Source organism: Paenibacillus sp. PDC88, from assembly GCF_900106725.1.
In the GTDB taxonomy this organism is placed as follows: domain Bacteria; phylum Bacillota; class Bacilli; order Paenibacillales; family Paenibacillaceae; genus Paenibacillus; species Paenibacillus shunpengii.
The window spans coordinates 139,645-156,353 of the sequence record NZ_FNNT01000005.1; the positions used below are offsets into that span (position 1 = coordinate 139,645).

General features: G+C 45.8%; 12 protein-coding genes. 5 read left to right on the forward strand and 7 right to left on the reverse strand.

From position 1 onward, the window contains the following. Positions 1–51: 51 nt before the first annotated feature. From BLW49_RS16565 to BLW49_RS16575, 3 genes are all read right to left on the reverse strand, one after another. On the reverse strand, positions 52–645 hold the full coding sequence (locus BLW49_RS16565) for an NADPH-dependent FMN reductase (protein WP_076314728.1): 594 nt from the start codon (positions 643–645) through the stop codon (positions 52–54). 542 nt (positions 646–1,187) lie between these two features. Continuing rightward, positions 1,188–1,640, reverse strand: coding sequence for a hypothetical protein (locus tag BLW49_RS16570; protein ID WP_090725644.1), 453 nt, complete (start codon positions 1,638–1,640; stop codon positions 1,188–1,190). Between the two features lie 211 nt (positions 1,641–1,851). Next, on the reverse strand, positions 1,852–3,201 hold the full coding sequence (locus BLW49_RS16575; protein WP_177178760.1) for a jacalin-like lectin: 1,350 nt from the start codon (positions 3,199–3,201) through the stop codon (positions 1,852–1,854). A 299-nt stretch (positions 3,202–3,500) separates the two neighbouring features. Between BLW49_RS16575 and BLW49_RS16580 the strand changes: the two genes are divergently transcribed. Further along, positions 3,501–5,816: an AraC family transcriptional regulator gene (locus BLW49_RS16580; protein ID WP_090725645.1), complete on the forward strand. Its 2,316-nt coding sequence runs from the start codon at positions 3,501–3,503 to the stop codon at positions 5,814–5,816. A 116-nt stretch (positions 5,817–5,932) separates the two neighbouring features. Then, complete coding sequence (locus tag BLW49_RS16585; RefSeq protein ID WP_090725646.1) at positions 5,933–7,558, forward strand: extracellular solute-binding protein; 1,626 nt, start codon at positions 5,933–5,935, stop codon at positions 7,556–7,558. Positions 7,559–7,641: 83 nt separating this feature from the next. Here BLW49_RS16585 and BLW49_RS16590 read toward each other — a convergent pair whose 3' ends face one another. After that, on the reverse strand, positions 7,642–8,526 hold the full coding sequence (locus BLW49_RS16590) for a LysR family transcriptional regulator (protein WP_090725648.1): 885 nt from the start codon (positions 8,524–8,526) through the stop codon (positions 7,642–7,644). Between the two features lie 198 nt (positions 8,527–8,724). Here BLW49_RS16590 and BLW49_RS16595 point away from each other — a divergent pair, with 198 nt between their 5' ends. Both BLW49_RS16595 and BLW49_RS16600 read left to right on the forward strand, forming a co-directional pair. Further along, on the forward strand, positions 8,725–9,456 hold the full coding sequence (locus BLW49_RS16595; RefSeq protein ID WP_090725908.1) for an SDR family NAD(P)-dependent oxidoreductase: 732 nt from the start codon (positions 8,725–8,727) through the stop codon (positions 9,454–9,456). Between the two features lie 87 nt (positions 9,457–9,543). Further along, complete coding sequence (locus BLW49_RS16600; RefSeq protein ID WP_090725649.1) at positions 9,544–10,797, forward strand: MFS transporter; 1,254 nt, start codon at positions 9,544–9,546, stop codon at positions 10,795–10,797. Positions 10,798–10,886: 89 nt separating this feature from the next. On the opposite strand, the gene BLW49_RS16605 is transcribed toward BLW49_RS16600, so the two are convergent. After that, positions 10,887–11,783 (reverse strand): glutamate biosynthesis transcriptional regulator GltC, encoded by an 897-nt coding sequence (locus BLW49_RS16605; RefSeq protein ID WP_076314735.1) that lies wholly within the window; start codon positions 11,781–11,783, stop codon positions 10,887–10,889. Between the two features lie 154 nt (positions 11,784–11,937). Here BLW49_RS16605 and gdhA point away from each other — a divergent pair, with 154 nt between their 5' ends. Beyond that, on the forward strand, positions 11,938–13,326 hold the full coding sequence (gdhA, locus tag BLW49_RS16610) for an NADP-specific glutamate dehydrogenase (protein ID WP_090725651.1): 1,389 nt from the start codon (positions 11,938–11,940) through the stop codon (positions 13,324–13,326). A gap of 159 nt (positions 13,327–13,485) precedes the next feature. Here gdhA and BLW49_RS16615 read toward each other — a convergent pair whose 3' ends face one another. Both BLW49_RS16615 and BLW49_RS16620 read right to left on the reverse strand, forming a co-directional pair. Then, complete coding sequence (locus BLW49_RS16615; protein ID WP_090725652.1) at positions 13,486–15,351, reverse strand: DUF2264 domain-containing protein; 1,866 nt, start codon at positions 15,349–15,351, stop codon at positions 13,486–13,488. Between the two features lie 19 nt (positions 15,352–15,370). Further along, the gene (locus tag BLW49_RS16620; RefSeq protein ID WP_090725654.1) at positions 15,371–16,558 is read right to left on the reverse strand and encodes a glycoside hydrolase family 88 protein; all 1,188 of its coding nucleotides are present in this window, start codon (positions 16,556–16,558) and stop codon (positions 15,371–15,373) included. Between the last annotated feature and the right edge of the window lie 151 nt (positions 16,559–16,709).

Consider the following 16,709-nt stretch of genomic DNA (forward strand, 5'->3'; position numbering starts at 1 on the left):
GTATTCATGTGCCTGGCAACTTGCCTTTTCAATCAGGCTCAGGCTTTTTGCTTATCTCAGTGTTTTTAGTGCTCCGCTCCAAGCCACCGTTTGATCCAGCATGGCATTCACATTCGTCAAATGCAGCTCCTGTGGCTTAAACACCGTTCCGTTCTCGAAATCAGTGAACAGGGACAATGTTGGATGCACGCGTACGTCGGCAACTAATAACTCCCCAAGGATCCCACGCAGATGCTCTGCTGCACGTGCTCCGCCTGTTGAGCCATAGCTCACAATTCCGGCAGCCTTGTTATTCCATGCTTCACGAGCAAAGTCAATCGCGTTCTTCAGTGCTCCTGTAATACTGTGATTGTACTCCTGCACGATGAATACAAATCCGTCCAGACTGTTCAGCTTCTCGTTCCATGCAGCAATGCCTGGCTCTGAGCCGTCTGTAGTGCCGAGGAACGGCAATTTGTAGTCCGCAATATCGACGATCTCATAATTCGCATCTCCGCGCTTGTCAGCAATAGACTTTACCCATTCTCCTACTTGCGGACTTACGCGTCCTTCCCGTGTACTTCCCAGAATAATACCGATGTTCAATTTTGTCATTTTCTCTTCCTCCTTAGTTTCTTTTCCAAATAATCGATCCATAAAACCCATTCTCTACACCACCTGTATTTCATTTTGCTATGAGCAAAAGATGCATTAAGTTACTTTACGTAAGTTATTGTATTAATTATATTATGTGTTGTCAAGTAAGTAATTAAATAAAATTTAGATTGCATTTAGCCCACACCTCTTCGGCCTTTCGCGACGCCTACATTCTATCCATTAATATGGATCACTGCAAAGAAACATAACTTCCTGCTGTATATACTGCTCAAAAAAAGCCTGAAAGATTCATTTCTGATCCTCCAGGCTGTTAACAACATATGTTTTATTATAAGTGAGCTTGATATGCGAGATTTGAGTAAGAAAAAGCTTATTTACAATTTATACTATACCTCACTTCTACTGTCCTGCCTAGCTGCTCCATTTATGTTCTTCAAAAAAAGCAGCGATAACCTCCTCAAGTCTGCTGTCTACTTTATGCTTTACCTCATCCTTCGTAGAACCTGTGACGATGGCCATTCCTCCATAAAGCAGCTTCTGTCACCTCTTTAAGAAATTGCTGGCGGCGGACTGAATATAAGAGAAGACGATTAGGTGCCCGAATACTCTCGTTTATAGAAGATGGCTTGAAGCACCATTTGAAAGAACAGAAAGACCACCGCACATATCATAGAAGTACGAATGAATCCACTCATGAAACTCATTTGTCCAAAGAACATGCTGACAATAATACCACAGGCCGCACCCAGCAACAGATAGGCTAATAAGAGAAGGATAACTCCCCGAATTCCTTTCATACTAAATCTTCGATACAAGACCCCATCCGTGACTGGAGACAGAATCGGCCCCAATATAATGCACATGAATACGATGGGTACGAAATTAAAGGCAAATATACCAAAGTAAGATGTGTAAGCCGTATCTGCCATCCTTTCTAATTCAGGGGTGTAGATCGTCCACGAGATAAACAAGGTCAATGCAATCGCCGAAACGATGGCGGCAGCTATTTTTATAAACAGTCGTTTGTAATGGTGATCGCGCATTTCTCTCCCTCCTTCCCACCTGCGAGTAAGTAACCAATCAATTCAAATTCAAATTACAATACATTAAAATTAACGCTTCTTTGTGAAGAAAGTTGCAAACTCTAACCAATATGCTCTAAAAAAGATCAAATCGTAATAACCCCTCACCTTAAATGATGAGGGGCCTTAGTGCCTGTATAGGATAGGAGTCCGTTTCTATTTCAATGCCCTATTATCTTGCAGACAGGGGTTTGTATATGACACCTAGCTGATCCAGCTCATCCCCTGCTCTTCCATAAAAACCGGCAATATACCAGCCATCTGGAGCACTAAGCACTATCTGTTCTGAAGTAGCCTGTCCACCAGATACGGTATTCCCTAGGTTCGTCGTAAGCTGCACATAAAAGATCCGCTTCCCACCGCTGCGCGTGCCTTGACCAATAACAGCCTGGGTCAAATATTCACTCGCCCCCAGCTGAAGGGTATTCGCCGTTGCCGTTCCGCCATGGGCAAGTACCGTTCCATCCTCATACTCGGTAGACAAGCCATCCACTCTGCTGCCGCTGTGAATCGTAACAGAGCTCATTCGGGAATCCGGGATCTGATCCAGGTCGTTAAATCCGATTCCTCCCGATCCTCCGATGCTTGAGCTGATCTGCACATCTGGAGAAGTGGAATAGGCAAACTCAGCGGTAATGGGATAGTGGTCAGACAGCTGCTCTCCCGTGCTCGTCAAGAAGTAGGTGTCTTCAATCCGGAAGGACTCCGCATTTAATTGAAGCGCACTGCTGCCACGGTACAAAATTTTGTCCACGATTTCGAAGTTAGGTCCGTTCACATCAGACTCATCCATCAGTGCTTCCCCGTCTGCCGGAATCTCACCGCCCCGCACCAGATCTACCCACGGATCGCTTAATCCGTTACGCGTCATCAAGAGCTCGATATTATCGTCTGCACGGGTGTATCTCGTATTCGTATCGCCAAAGACGATCACGGCATTCCCTTCCGAATGCTGCTCTATATAATTCGACAACTGCTCTATGTTGCTGCGCCGTGCAGCAAGAGACTGTGCGTCCGAGCCCGCATCAGCGTGCAGATTATACACATCAATCTTGACACCAGGTTCAATCTCATAGGTCATGAATGTAAATCCTTTTGGCGTCAGCTCGTCACTTCCACTGTCAAACAGACCATGGCGATCATTCCAAGTGATTCGCTGCAGATCCCGATAGGGATATCTGGACAAGCTGTTCAGCCCGCTTCCAAAACCCGCGACCCCGCTACTTGGTGTGAGATACGGATGTGTCACCTCAGAGATCAGCTCAGCATGATAGTTGAAATCCTCCTGAACGTTGATAATATCGTACGCATTCAGTTTCGGAGAGATCTGCGCCGTATATTCTGCCGGATTGGAGCTTGAGAAAATATCAGGCAGACCTCCTACATTATAACTGAGCACATTGAATGAGCCTGTCTGGATCTGGGCTTCCGCCGCAGCCACTGGCTGTGAAGCCATAGGAATCGAAGTGAACAATACTAGTGCCGGCAGCAGGCTGCGCAGCCATTTGGATTTTAAATTCATTTTTTTAACCTCCTGGTCTTCGTGGATTTTATTTTGAACTTAATTCAGTCCCAGCAATGGATGAGCAACACCGTCCTTCGCCTGTAACGTATGAATCGATCTCAATCTAGCATTAGGCTCCAGCACACAGCAATATGATAATTTCCACCTTCTATAAAAATGGGATAATTCCAAGCCAGGCTGGACATTTTTGTATTTTCGAAGCTGTAATTTTACATTCTGTTAATACAAATCGTGAATGTTTCGGTCGAAGCCTGTCCCTTACATCGGTTATGCTCGAGAGTGGGAGGAGAGTTGATTTGAAAAAGCGGAATTCTGTATTTGCAAACCTGGCCATTTCTCATGTATCCATCGTTCTTGTCATCGTTCTGTTACTGTGCTCTGCCTTCTATGTATTTTTCACGAACAATTATAAGGAAGAGCTTCATAGCAAAAACAGAATTATGATGCAAAACACAGCCCAAACGATTGAATCTAACGTACTGAAGAGAGTCGAACAGATCTATCTCGACATCTCTCTCGATAAGAGTGCAGATCTTCGTTTATTTGCCGATTCTTCCTACACCAGCCATCTCAGTAAGGTCATTGACCTGCAGGAGCTGATCAAGTCCAAGGTAACGAACAATTCGGATCTGGTGCATGCGGTTCATCTCTACTATCCAGAAGAACAGATCATGCTATCTTCAAACCATGGGCTGAATTATAACGCCGATCAGGGCAGCGGCTCTGTATATTTTGCAGACTGGATCAACGGCATGCGAGCGAGCAAGGACAGCAGTCTATGGACAGCGACCCGGCTGGTTCCTCAGGATATCTACTCCAGTCAGCCGGACAGCAATGCGAGTGCCCTATTTACATATGTACACAGCTATCCCGTTCAGTCCTCAGGACAAAATAGCGACCTTCTGATTGCCATCGATGTGAAGGAGAGCGCCGTCAGCTCCATCATTCAGCGTATGATGCCCTCACAGTACAAGGATACCTATACTCTGGATTCGTCGGGAATGACGATAAGCGATGTAAGCAAGGGAAGCATCGGTGTCTATCGGGATTATGATTCGGGGGTACGCAGGGCGCTTATGTCTGAGACCCCGTCGGGAAGCTTCAAGGAAACGATCCATCACACCGACTATGTTGTTTCCTATCAAACGCTTGAGACGACCGGATGGAAGATTTACAGCGCAGTGCCCGCCAGCACCTTTTATGCACCGTCAGAATTTATTCAGAAGCTGATTGTCGGCATCTGCCTGTTTGCCATTCTGCTTGGCACTATTTTATCCGGAATATTGGCACTGGCCAGCTACAATCCAATCAAGCGCATCGTAAACAAGATCAAGGAATCTACAGATCATGCGCCTGATCAGGTTCAGAATGAATACAGCCTTATTGATACGGCCTTTAGTAAGCTTAGTAACAAGGTCAGCAGTCTGGAAGAGACGCTAAATGCAAACAGCTCCGTCATTAAGCATAATGTGGTGCTTAACATACTTCGAAACGCCTACACCCCTGAAGAATTGACAGAAGAGCTGCCTTTTCTCGGTATCCCTCAGCCTTATACGCATTACTGCTGCCTGCTGCTGAATCTGGGGGAAGCCGGCTATAATCCTGACCACGCCAAGGAGACATTTGCCTATCCTATCGTGAACGAGCTGAATGCTGCCTCCCTGCATGAGCGCTATGTGATTGCTGAGGAGCTGCCTGACAATAAAGTGGTGGTCATCGTATGCACGAATAGTGCGGGTGATTCACTGCTTGAACAGATATCCGATCTGCTGTTGTCTTCTGGCAGAAGCCAGTTTTATCGAGATATTCATGTATCCTGGGGCTGCTGGGTACAGAAGATGAAGGATATACACCGCAGCTATAGCGAGGCGGTGACGCTGATGAAATATGGTTACTTCCTGCCGGAGCAGACTATATTGAAGGACCGTCTGATTCTCGCACGAGAAAATAGTGTCGAAGAGATCCCTCAGTCTATGCTGGGCAGGTTCCGAGATAAGCTGCAGAATCGGCAGTCGGAAGACATGATCGGAGCAGTGGATGCCTTGATCAGGACTTTGCAGGAGGGAACATATCCTGCTCACTATTGCCATTTTATCCTGGCAAATATCGTATTTATGTACTCCGATCATCTGAAGAGCATCCGGTATAAGCCCCCAGGCGATGAACATGCCGATCTGTATCAGCAGTATCTTCAGCTGAATCATATTCATGAATTTCGAGCTTGGATTACCGAGTCCATCGTCACATTCACTGCCCAGATGGATAAGAGAAGCAGCGAAAGAGCTGTTTCCAGCATCGAGCTTGCCAGACAGTATATTGACCTCCATCTATCGGAGGATCTGTCACTTGATGCCGTGGCGTCGAAAGTGTTCATCAGTCCGAAGTATTTGAGCCGGCTCTTTAAGGAAGAGCTCGGGGTCACCTACACCGAGTATGTCACCACCCAGCGTCTCGAAAAGGCAAAAACGCTGATCGAAAGTAACCAGCTGACGATCGAGCAGGTTGCAAGTACGGTCGGCTATGGAACTTCCGCCTATTTTATTAAGAAATTCAAGGAAACGTACGGCTGTACGCCGCGCAATTACATGCGCAGCATCGCTGAGCATATGTAGAGATGAGCTGAGCAGCAAGCTACACGCTTCACAGATCAACACGTGAGAGACCTGATAAACGCTTATTACAAACGCCGTCAGTTTAGGATCAAACTTAGCTTAAGGTAGGTTTTCACATGATGATGAAGTCCATTATGTCTCTTACTATTCTTATTGCCCTATTCAGCATACTCAGCGGTTGTGATATGAAGCCGGATGCCGCGTCCGGCCCAGCAGATCCCCAAGCCTCCACCTCCGTGAGTTCACCGCGCTACCAGATTTCATGGACGATGCATCTGAATCTGCCGGTGCCAGAGGATGCAGAGATGGTTCAGCAGGTCGAGAATCAGTTCAGCGTGGATCTGAACATCTGGAATATCGAGAACAACCGTTATGAAGCACTACTCGATAAAAAGCTCGCCCAAGGCGAAATTCCAGATCTGTTCAGGGTTAGACAGCCGCAGGACCTACTTAGGTATCAGCAGCAAGGACTGCTCGCAGAAATTCCCGAGGACATGCTGAAGGAATATGCACCGAACATTATGAAGGCTCTCGAAGCCTATGCTCCGGACTATCAGGACGATGGAATGATTGACGGCAAATATTACGGTATTCCTGGTATCAATCCGACCAATATTTATCGTATGCCGGTCGTCTATCGCCAGGACTGGCTCGACAAGCTTGGTCTGCCTGTGCCGGACACACTGGAAGAATTCGAACAAGTCATCTACGCTTTTGCGAACGAAGATCCGGATGGCAACGGTCAGAAGGATACCTACGGCTTGTCCAGACAAGGAATGAATGTCGTCTTCGGGGCCTTCGGCCAGATCGTCTTCGCAGATCAGCTCTACTTCGGCAAGAAAGATGGGAAGCTCGTCATCGGTGCACTGGAACCGGAAATGAAAGAAGCACTGCAGTATCTTCGCAAATGGTACCAGGACGGTGTCATTGATCCTGAGTTTATTACAGGTGAGAATAAAGGAGGCTACAAGCATCTCTCTCATGCCTTCATTGATGGGAGAATCGGCATGACCTCCATGGGCAATTATTATCACTGGATTCAAGACGGCGATTATATGACACTGGATGCTTATGGCGAAGAGACTCCCGTAGAGGCCGCATTTAATGCGAAGGAATTAAACGTCAAAAATCCGCAGGCCCGAATTACTTTCGGCCGCCCCTTCAGCGGACCCGTTGGACAGCGGGGCTCCCAAGCTTATGATATGCTGATGAGCTTTACAGCCATTGGTGCAGATGCCGCGAAAGAGCCAGGCAAAATGGAGGAAATTCTGAAGATCCTGGACTACGTCAGCGCAAATCCTGATGTGGATCAATATACTTCCATGATTCATGGTATTCAGGATAAGCATTGGCGATGGGCTGGAACCTCACAGGAGGATGTCATTGTGCTTCCTCCCTATGACAAGATGTTCAGCTATCAGAATAGTATTGGCGCTAACATCGGAATGACCGTGCCCCTTATGCCTACAACACGAAGAGAGCAATGGGCGTCTACCTTGGGCCTGGATCAGGATGGCATCTACAATGCCTTGGAGGTTGCAACACCTTCCCTGACCGATAAAGGACCTGATCTGGTTCAATTAAAAAACAAGGCCTATATCTCGATCATTACGGGGGAGAAGCCCCTAAATTACTTTGACGAATTCATTCAGGACTTTATGACAGCCGGTGGAACAGAGGTGATTCAGGAAGCGAATGACTGGTACTCCAAGCATTCGGTGAAGATGGATGCAGAGCGTTGATTGTTAAAAAGAGAAAATGGCGCCTCTCACGGAAATCTCCGTAATAGGCGCCTTATTGCTCACTTTTTAAAGAAGGTCTGAATTTATCTATTTTTCATATCGTGAAAGTACCGATGACAGTGGGCAACAAAGGCCGTTGATATTTTAGTCGGATATGAGTATCGATGCCTTAATAAGCCTATCGTTCGTGTGAATTTCCTATTCATAATTTTTAAGTGCTTCAACTTATTTTCATACAAATCAACTGAGGTTTGAGGAGTAAATGCTGCCCCTCGTCCATTTTTCACTAGCTGTAATATCGTTGTCGCTTCCTCTACTTCTACTTGATAAATCGGCGTATATCCTATTGATTTACAAGCTTGATCGGTAAATTGACGAAAACTAAATCGACTCGAAAGCCCGATAAACGGAAAATCGCCTAACTCCATCAAATCTATTGTCCCTTTTGTAGTTTCTTCAAACGAGTTAGGTACCGTCAAAAAAACTTCCTCGTCAAATAAAGGTAACCACTCCACATTTGAATGATCAATTCGATCTGTCGTAATACATACATCGTATTTCCCATGCTCAATAAACTGCTGCAAATTTTCTTTTGATAAAGGAACTTGTTGGCATTTTACATTCGGGTAGTCCGTCAAAAATAGGTCTATAATATTCGTGAAAGTATATGGCAGGGTTGTGACAATAGATAAGCTTCCACCTCTTTCACCCCTTCTTTCTTCTATTGAACGTTCTAAATTGCTGACTTCAGAGAAAATACGCTCCGCTCTTTGTAATAAAAACTCCCCATTTTCATTTAATGAAATTCGTTTGCCATTTCTAAAAAACAGATCCATTTCTAACTCAGACTCCAGATTTGTGATTGCTTTACTTAATGCTGGCTGTGAAATCAGAAGTTCATTAGCCGCTTGTGACATGTTCCCTAATTTGGCTGTGGTATAAAAATATTTCAGTTTGACTAAGTCCAAGTTTAATCCACCTTTTATAACTACAAGTTATATAGAAATAAAATATATGTATTTTATATTATAAATGAACACGTTTAAAATAGGTAATGTCACTAATATGTGAACAATTTATGAATTTTATTTAGTGTGCATGAGATCTGCTCGCCAAAAAAAAATCATAATTTTGTCATAACTAACTTAGGGGGCTTTTTATATGAGATTGAAGGTAAAGTTGCAGTTATTACAGGAGCAGCATCAGGTATGGGACAAGCCGAAGCAATCCGCTTTGCCAAGGAAGGTGCAAAAGTCGTCGTCGCGGATTTAAATTTAGAAGGTGCTCAGGCCGTTGCTGATGAGATTAAAGCATCTGGTGGAGATGCTATTGCTGTCGCAGTGAACGTTATGAAGACGGAGGATATTATTAACTGCGTAAAAACAACAGAAAGCACCTTTGGACCCGTTGATATCTTAGTAAATAATGCAGGTGTATTTGACAAATATACTGCATCATTAGATACCACTTTGGATCAATGGAATTTCTTTTTAAATGTCAACCTAACAAGTGTATTTGAATTCTCAAATGCGGTATTGCCGAGCATGATTGAGCGTGGTTCGGGCTCGATCGTTAATATAGCTTCAGTAGCCGGTCTTGTTGCAGGCAAAGGCGGGGCTGCTTACACGGCCAGCAAACATGGAGTTATTGGATATACCAAGCATCTATCTTCTGAATATGCTAGATACGGTGTTAAAATTAACGCAATTTGCCCAGGAACAATTGAAACCCCATTAGTTAAAGATGTCTTGGCCGGGATCCCTAAAGATCTTGTACCAACCCGTACTTTTGGACAAGTAGAACAAGTGGCTGATCTGGCGGTATTCTTAGCATCGGACGAAGCCAAATTCATGAGTGGTGTAGCTGTACCAATTGACGGCGGATTTACTATTCAATAATTCACAATTATTAAAGCGCTTCAATTTTTCAATAATATTAAAGGAGGAGCAATCGTGCTTGCTTCTCCTTTGTCATGAGGTGGATATATGAATAAGAAGGGGAAACTTCATTATGCTTGGTGGATCATGATTGCAAGTTCTGCCATTTATGCCGCAAGCGTAGGAATTATCGTCAGCTGTGCCGGTCTACTTTACCGCGCAGTAGCAGAAGATTTTGAAGTGGGTGTTTCCGAGATCAGTTTATACACATCGTTAATGTATTTAACGATTACTGTGCTGCTTCCCTTTGCAGGGAAGATATTAAATAAGTTTGATATTCGCTATGTGTTGACACTTGCTGGGCTTGTTAATGCTTTAGCTTTTGGATTAATGGGTACTTATAACTCGGTGTTCCCATTTTATTTTTCTGGTATTGCTTTAGGTATTGGTAGTACGTTCTTAATCTACGGCTCAATCCCCCTAATCATGAATAACTGGTTCAAAGCTAAAGTTGGAACCACATTAGGGATCGCTATGGCATTTATGGGAATTGGCGGTGCGGTTTTTGCACAAATTACAGCTCTCTTCATTGAGTCGATTGGCTGGCGTTTGACCTATATCGTCTTAGGTATGATCGTAGCCATTCTAATTCTGCCATTCTCTATTTTTGTCATTCGTTCGAAGCCCGAGGAATTAAATATGAGACCTTATGGTGCCGATGAAGCGAAAAACACAGATCATGAGCCTGCTGTACAAAAAACAAGTGCCACAGGCGTGACCAAAAGTGCTGCAATGAGATCTCCCGCATTCTATTTGGTTATGCTCTTTACAGGTCTCTTTGGTTTGGCTTCGACAGTCAGCTTCCACGTACCAAACTTTGTACAATCGGTGGGATTCACTGCTGCAATGGCTGCAGTCGGTGTAACTTGTGTAACCATTGGTCAAACAGGCGGTAAATTTCTACTAGGTGCAATAAATGATAGATTCGGCGTAAAGGCGGCTTTGTTTGTGGGGATCGGCAGTGGGATGATTGGTGTAATTGCACTACTTATCTCTGACTCATTCGGAATAGGTATACTCTATGCCGGTGCATTGCTGTTCGGGGTCGGATTCTCAGGCTCAACTCTACTTCCTCCTGTGGTCATACGTGAAGTATTCGGCGGACGTGATTATGCTTCCATCTATACCACCATTATGTCGGCTTCCACATTAGGTGTCGCATTTGGTACGACATTATTTAGTTACCTATATGACTTAACAAGCTCTTACTATATCGTGTTCATTATCGTAATTGCGATTTTTATTGTTTCTATTTCTTCAAGTTTATTTTCTTTAGCTTGGAAGAAAAGATTAAATGTCTAAGAACTAAACAATCCACTAACAAAATCTTCTGAGATTTTGTTAGTGGATTGTTTGTTGTAAAAATGAAGAATACTGTACATTCCTAACGACTATTCACCATCTGACGCGAAAAACTCTGAGAGAAACTGATAAAACAGCTGCTCTGTTGGCAGTAATTTACGCTGCGTTGGAATGATGACACCGATCGTCCGAGTTACCTCAGGCTCAACGAGAGGAATTTTTACCGTTGAATGCGGAATACTGTCAACCAAGGTAACTTCGGGCATCAGCGCAACGCCAAGTCCTGCGGAGACCAAGCCCTTCAGGGCATCGATATCATCCCCTTCGAAGGCAATATGAGGAGTAAACCCGATCTCACTGCACGCTTGCAGCACAATTTCCCTGAAAATGGTCCCTTCTGGCAGCGTAACGAAGGCATCATCCTGCATTTCTGACAATTGAATTGCAGCTCGGTCCGCAAGCCGATGCTGAAGCGGCAATAGTGCCACAATGCGCTCCGTGAAGAGGAGCTTGGACCGAATCTGCGTATCCTCACTCGGCAGCGGGGCAATCATAGCCAAATTAAATTCGCCATTAATGACACCGTCTATCAAATCCCGATAAAGGGCTTGTCTCATCTGAAATCTCGCTTCCGGATACCGCTGACGGAAGGCATAGATGACAGTGGGCAGTACATGAGCAGCCAAACTAATCGGGAATGCAATGCGGACAACGCCCTTCTCCGGATCCAAATATTCCTTCACTTCTCGTTCCGCCTCACCGATCATATTCATCACTTGCTCTACACGTGCCAGCAAAATTTTCCCGATCGGTGTTAGCTTCACTCGCCGTCCTTTGCGAATAAAGAGATCCACTCCAAGCTCGCTTTCCAGCTGAACGATCTGTCTGCTGACCGAAGATTGGGCAACGTGCAGGGCATTAGCCGCGTCGGTCACATGCTCACGCCTCGCAACCTCAATAAAGTAACGCATCTGCCTAATCTCCATCATTCTCCTCCTCCCTTATGCGCAAAACGCATCAACTTTATCTTATCTATATATTGAATCGATGAATTAGTTGAATTTAATATTAAACTACAATCAGATAAAGAGAAATAGGTAAACGACAAATGTATTCTCAAACATCAAAAGGAGTGGAACAATGAGTTTAGTAAAGGAAGTAGAGCAAGCACCGACTGGGCAGACAGAGGCAGCACAGCAATACGTTAATGAGGTATTCGAAACGATTCAGAAGCGAAACCCGGGTGAAACGGAATTCCATCAAGCGGTCAAAGAAGTCCTGATCTCCTTGATCCCTGTTCTTGCGCGTAATCCGCAGTACGTAAAGCACGCTATCTTGGATCGGTTGGTCGAACCGGACAGGCTCGTATCTTTCCGTGTACCATGGGTAGATGATCATGGTAAGGTACACGTGAACCGAGGATACCGTGTCCAATTCAGCAATGCGATCGGTCCTTACAAGGGCGGGCTTCGGTTCCATCCCACGGTGAACGCAAGCATTATCAAATTTTTAGGGTTTGAACAAATCTTCAAAAATTCGTTAACCGGTCAACCGATTGGCGGCGGTAAAGGCGGCTCTGACTTTGATCCGAAAGGAAAAACCGACCTCGAAATTATGCGCTTCTGCCAAAGCTTCATGACCGAGCTGTCAAAACATATTGGACCGGATACAGATGTTCCTGCCGGCGACATTGGTGTCGGTGCCAGAGAAATCGGCTACATGTTCGGTCACTACAAACGGCTGGTCGGTGCGTACGAAGCAGGCGTTCTAACCGGCAAAGGAATCGGATACGGCGGAAGCCTGGGCCGTAAAGAAGCCACCGGCTACGGAGCCGTATACTTTGTGGAGCAGATGCTGCAGAATGCAGACCTCAGCTTCAACGGAAGCCGCGTCGTGGTATCAGGCTCAGGAAACGTCTCCATCTATGCCATGGAAAAAGCGATGCAGTTAGGTGCCAAGGTTGTCGCATGCAGTGACTCCAGCGGCTATATTTATCATGAAGCAGGTATTAACCTGGATACGATCAAGCGGTTGAAGGAAGTAGAGAATCGCAGATGTGAGGATTACGTACTTGAGCATCCGGATGCCGTCTATGTTGCAGGCTGCTCCGGCATTTGGACCATTCCTTGTGATATCGCCTTGCCATGCGCGACTCAGAACGAAATAGACAAAGCTTCCGCTGAATTACTTGTCCGCAATGGCGTGAAAGCCGTCGGCGAAGGTGCCAACATGCCTTCTACACTCGAAGCTGTGGATGTCTTCCTCGAGAACAACGTCTTATTCGCTCCCGCTAAAGCGGCGAATGCAGGCGGCGTATCCGTATCTGCCTTGGAGATGGCACAGAATAGTGCAAGGCTGTCCTGGACGATGGAGGAAGTCGATGCGAAGCTGCAACAGATCATGAGCAATATTTATAACGAGTGCATGCGCGCTTCCGAGGAATACGGTCTTGCAGGTAACCTGGTCATCGGTGCCAATATTGCCGGTTTTGTCAAAGTGGCCGATGCGATGCTTGCGCAAGGGGTTTAACGTGTGAGCTCCCTACCTCTTATAGAAAAAGCAACTATTATGCAAACAGCTATTGCCGGTATATTACCAGCAATAGCTGTTGTGCGTTAAAGCGTTAATTACAATTCAGTAGTATTTTTGAACATAGAGTCCAGCTAATGGTTCTCATAATCCGATCCGTTAAAGTGTTTGCATGTCCAAATGCAGTAGAAGGCTGCCGCTGAAACCATCCTTTAATAAAAGTTGTGAGCCTTTCACTTCAAGAACGGGAGCCAGATTATATTCCTGTTCGCTATGAGGAGAAGGCGTGACGAACACAGCGCTTGCCATCCAATGAACGCCTGGCGACAATTCTTCCGTCAAGGTCGGCAAGAACGTACTCGGGTGGCAGACATTCGTGTTTGGTTCGGTGTGAATAATTTGCGGCCTTGCTGTTCCGAGCAGCCGTTTAATTCCCGTACCTCCCCATGGAAGCAACACGGCGATTTCGTGGTCGGTTTCAATCGTATTCCAGTCCGCATGACCCTGTCCGTTTTGATCCTTAGGGAATGCAAAACCTCCCTCTGCCACATCCAATTCTCTTGCCGTTCGGATCTTATGGACTCTTGCATGCCAAGGAGCGCCTGGGATGACCCACGTTTCTACTTCAACGTCTCTCCAGGGCTTCCACTTGGCGTATACGCACGAGTCGCTGATTTCGAACTTATCGCATTTCCCGCGCGTACGGTACAGTCCATCCTTCTCCGCTAATGCAAGAGAGTTATCGTATGCCCCTTGGACTAGCCCGTAATTCCCCTTCGAAACACTAAATCCGTATATATTGGAATAAGCGAACTTGGCATATTTGGCAACGTTGTTCGCAGGCTCGAAGCCCGCATATTGGCCCGCTGGAAACATAATGACATGTTTCCCCGTATTTTCCCTTGTCAAGATCATTCGAGCTTCCCGCTGCACGGACTTCTGTTCAAGGTGCGGCAACGGCAGCTCCTCCGACTGCCAGAAGGGATGATCGTCCGCTAGAGCAAGCGGCAGGAATGACTTCATCGCCCAATATGGCGAGCCTGGTGCGTTGTATCCCTCGCTCATATTAAGATTAGAATAGCTGTAGCCTATCGTCAGGATGCCTTCAAGTGAAAAGATAGGCTGGTTGAACCACCATCGTAAATTTCTTAACAAAAGTCCCTTCACGACACCCCAAGGAAAAGCCTCGACCCCTGCGTATGCAAGCGCCCCCCAGAAGCAGCTTTGGGCGAATCGGTAAGTCATGCTTCGTCCAAAAGCAACGGCCTCTCCAGTCTCTCCGAACCAGTAAATAAAATCACGCGCGAAGAGGGAGGCTCTTTCCTTATATAGCTTGCTTCGAATGGGATCCTCATTCTCCATTTGCTTGGCGTAAATCAAGCTATAGTAATGAAAGGCAAACGGTACGTAGTAGTCAATCTGATCCGTATCCCCGTCCGTATACCAGCCTCCAGAGATATAGAATTGATCTAATCGGTTTAGATCCTCCTCCATTTTTTTCGCATCGCCCTTTAATCCCCTTTTATATAGTGCCAGATTGACGAGCACTCGGAAGAATCGCCAATTGGTATCTACGGTTTCACGGGCATTCGTCTGGTTCAGCCAATCCGCGAGCCTGATACGCTCTACTTCATCCAATCGGTTCCATGATTGTTCTGGTGCTAAAATAAGCAGTAGTGCGATTGAGGCAATCTCGACTTGTTTTTGATCATAGCTGCTGATATCGCCCCAATAATCCGCATGTCCCGGATCGGAACCATTTATCAAGCCTCTAATATAAATCTCCCATCCATCCCAACTTCCTCCCCCCGCATATAAAGGAGCAAGTCCCCATAGCGGCCTAAGACAGCCCTCCATTTGAGCAACTCTTCGAGAGGTTTGAGAATAGGTGTCCCCAATATCCAATAATGCCCCGCTATCGCTGAAATAAGGGATAAGCGGATCGCATAGCTGATTAACTGCTTTAACCATATCCGCTTTCGACTTCAGCGGATTTGATGAAATGGCTGTTTTTTGTCGGCTCATTTTTTATCCCCCATCTATATTACCAGTACGGTTTCCAATCTTTCACGAGTCGAACCAGTGCCTCGAAGTAAAAGTAATCGCCCCATATGTTGCATTCGTCAATGCCTTTGCCATGCGGCTTCGCATAAACGGCATGAAGGAGTACGCCGTTGGACTCCGGCTTTTCTTTGCTCGTGTAATGATTCATCAAGGACTGAACCATCAGCATAGCTGCATGTTCATACTCTTCTTTACGCTCGTCCGTAACAGGGAGATATTTGGACAATTCCAGAAGACCGCATGCCGCGATGGCTGTCGCCGAGCTGTCCCTCTCCTCTTCTCCTTCTGTAAAGACGAGATCCCAATAAGAAACCTGGTCTTCCGGTAACCGATTGATGAAGTAATGGGCAATTTTCTTGGCCAGATCGAGCAGTTGGACATCCCCCGTATATTTGTAGCTAAGCGGAAAACCGTAAATGCCCCAAGCTTGCCCTCTCGACCAACAAGAGTTGTCGGAATAACCTTGAACCGTTCGTCCATATTTGGGCTCACCGGTATATATATCCATGAAGTAAGTATGATAAGTCGATGCATCTTCCCGCACGATGTATTTCGCAGCCTGTTTCACATGTTGGTAAGCGGCATCGTAATACTTGGAATCACCCGTCGTCTCGGCAGCCCAATATAATAACGGCAGGTTCATGCAGCAATCGATAATCATACGTCCGCCATTCTCCGGATCGTCGGCCCCCCCCCATGCCTGAATAATGCCCGCCTTCTCGAAGTAGCGCTCCATAAGCTGATCGGCTGCGTTCAAGCTGATCTCTTTCGCCTTTTCACTGCCTGTCAACTTATAAGCCGCTACGCTTGACAACGTGTATAGAAATCCGAGGTCATGGGTTCCAGTATTGATTCTCTCTTCGATACGATGCTTATAGCTTTCAAGTTGAACCTCTGCAATGTTACGGTATTTAGAGTCTCCCGTTACCTCATACGCCAGCCAGATCATTCCTGTCCAGAATGAAGACGTCCACTCAATGTTATCGAGCGCGGGATAAACCAGATTAACGCTTGCAGGCGCCGGATATTGGGTAGCGAAAGTCCCTAGATTCTGATCCACCTTAGTTAAAATATAGGCAATGGCTTCTTCACACTGCGCTTTTGATAATGCAGGTCGATTCGTGTACTTGCTCTTATCTACAATGCCTTCGTCTCGAACTTGTTTCATAATAACCTCCATTTGATGTTTATTTATTCCTCATTATAGTTCAAATCTATCCTCCCGCTTGTTCTTAAGATGCAACAAAATAACGCTACATTGTCACAAACAATTAAAACGGTTACAATCAAGCTATAAATAGAAATCAAGTCGAGGAGAT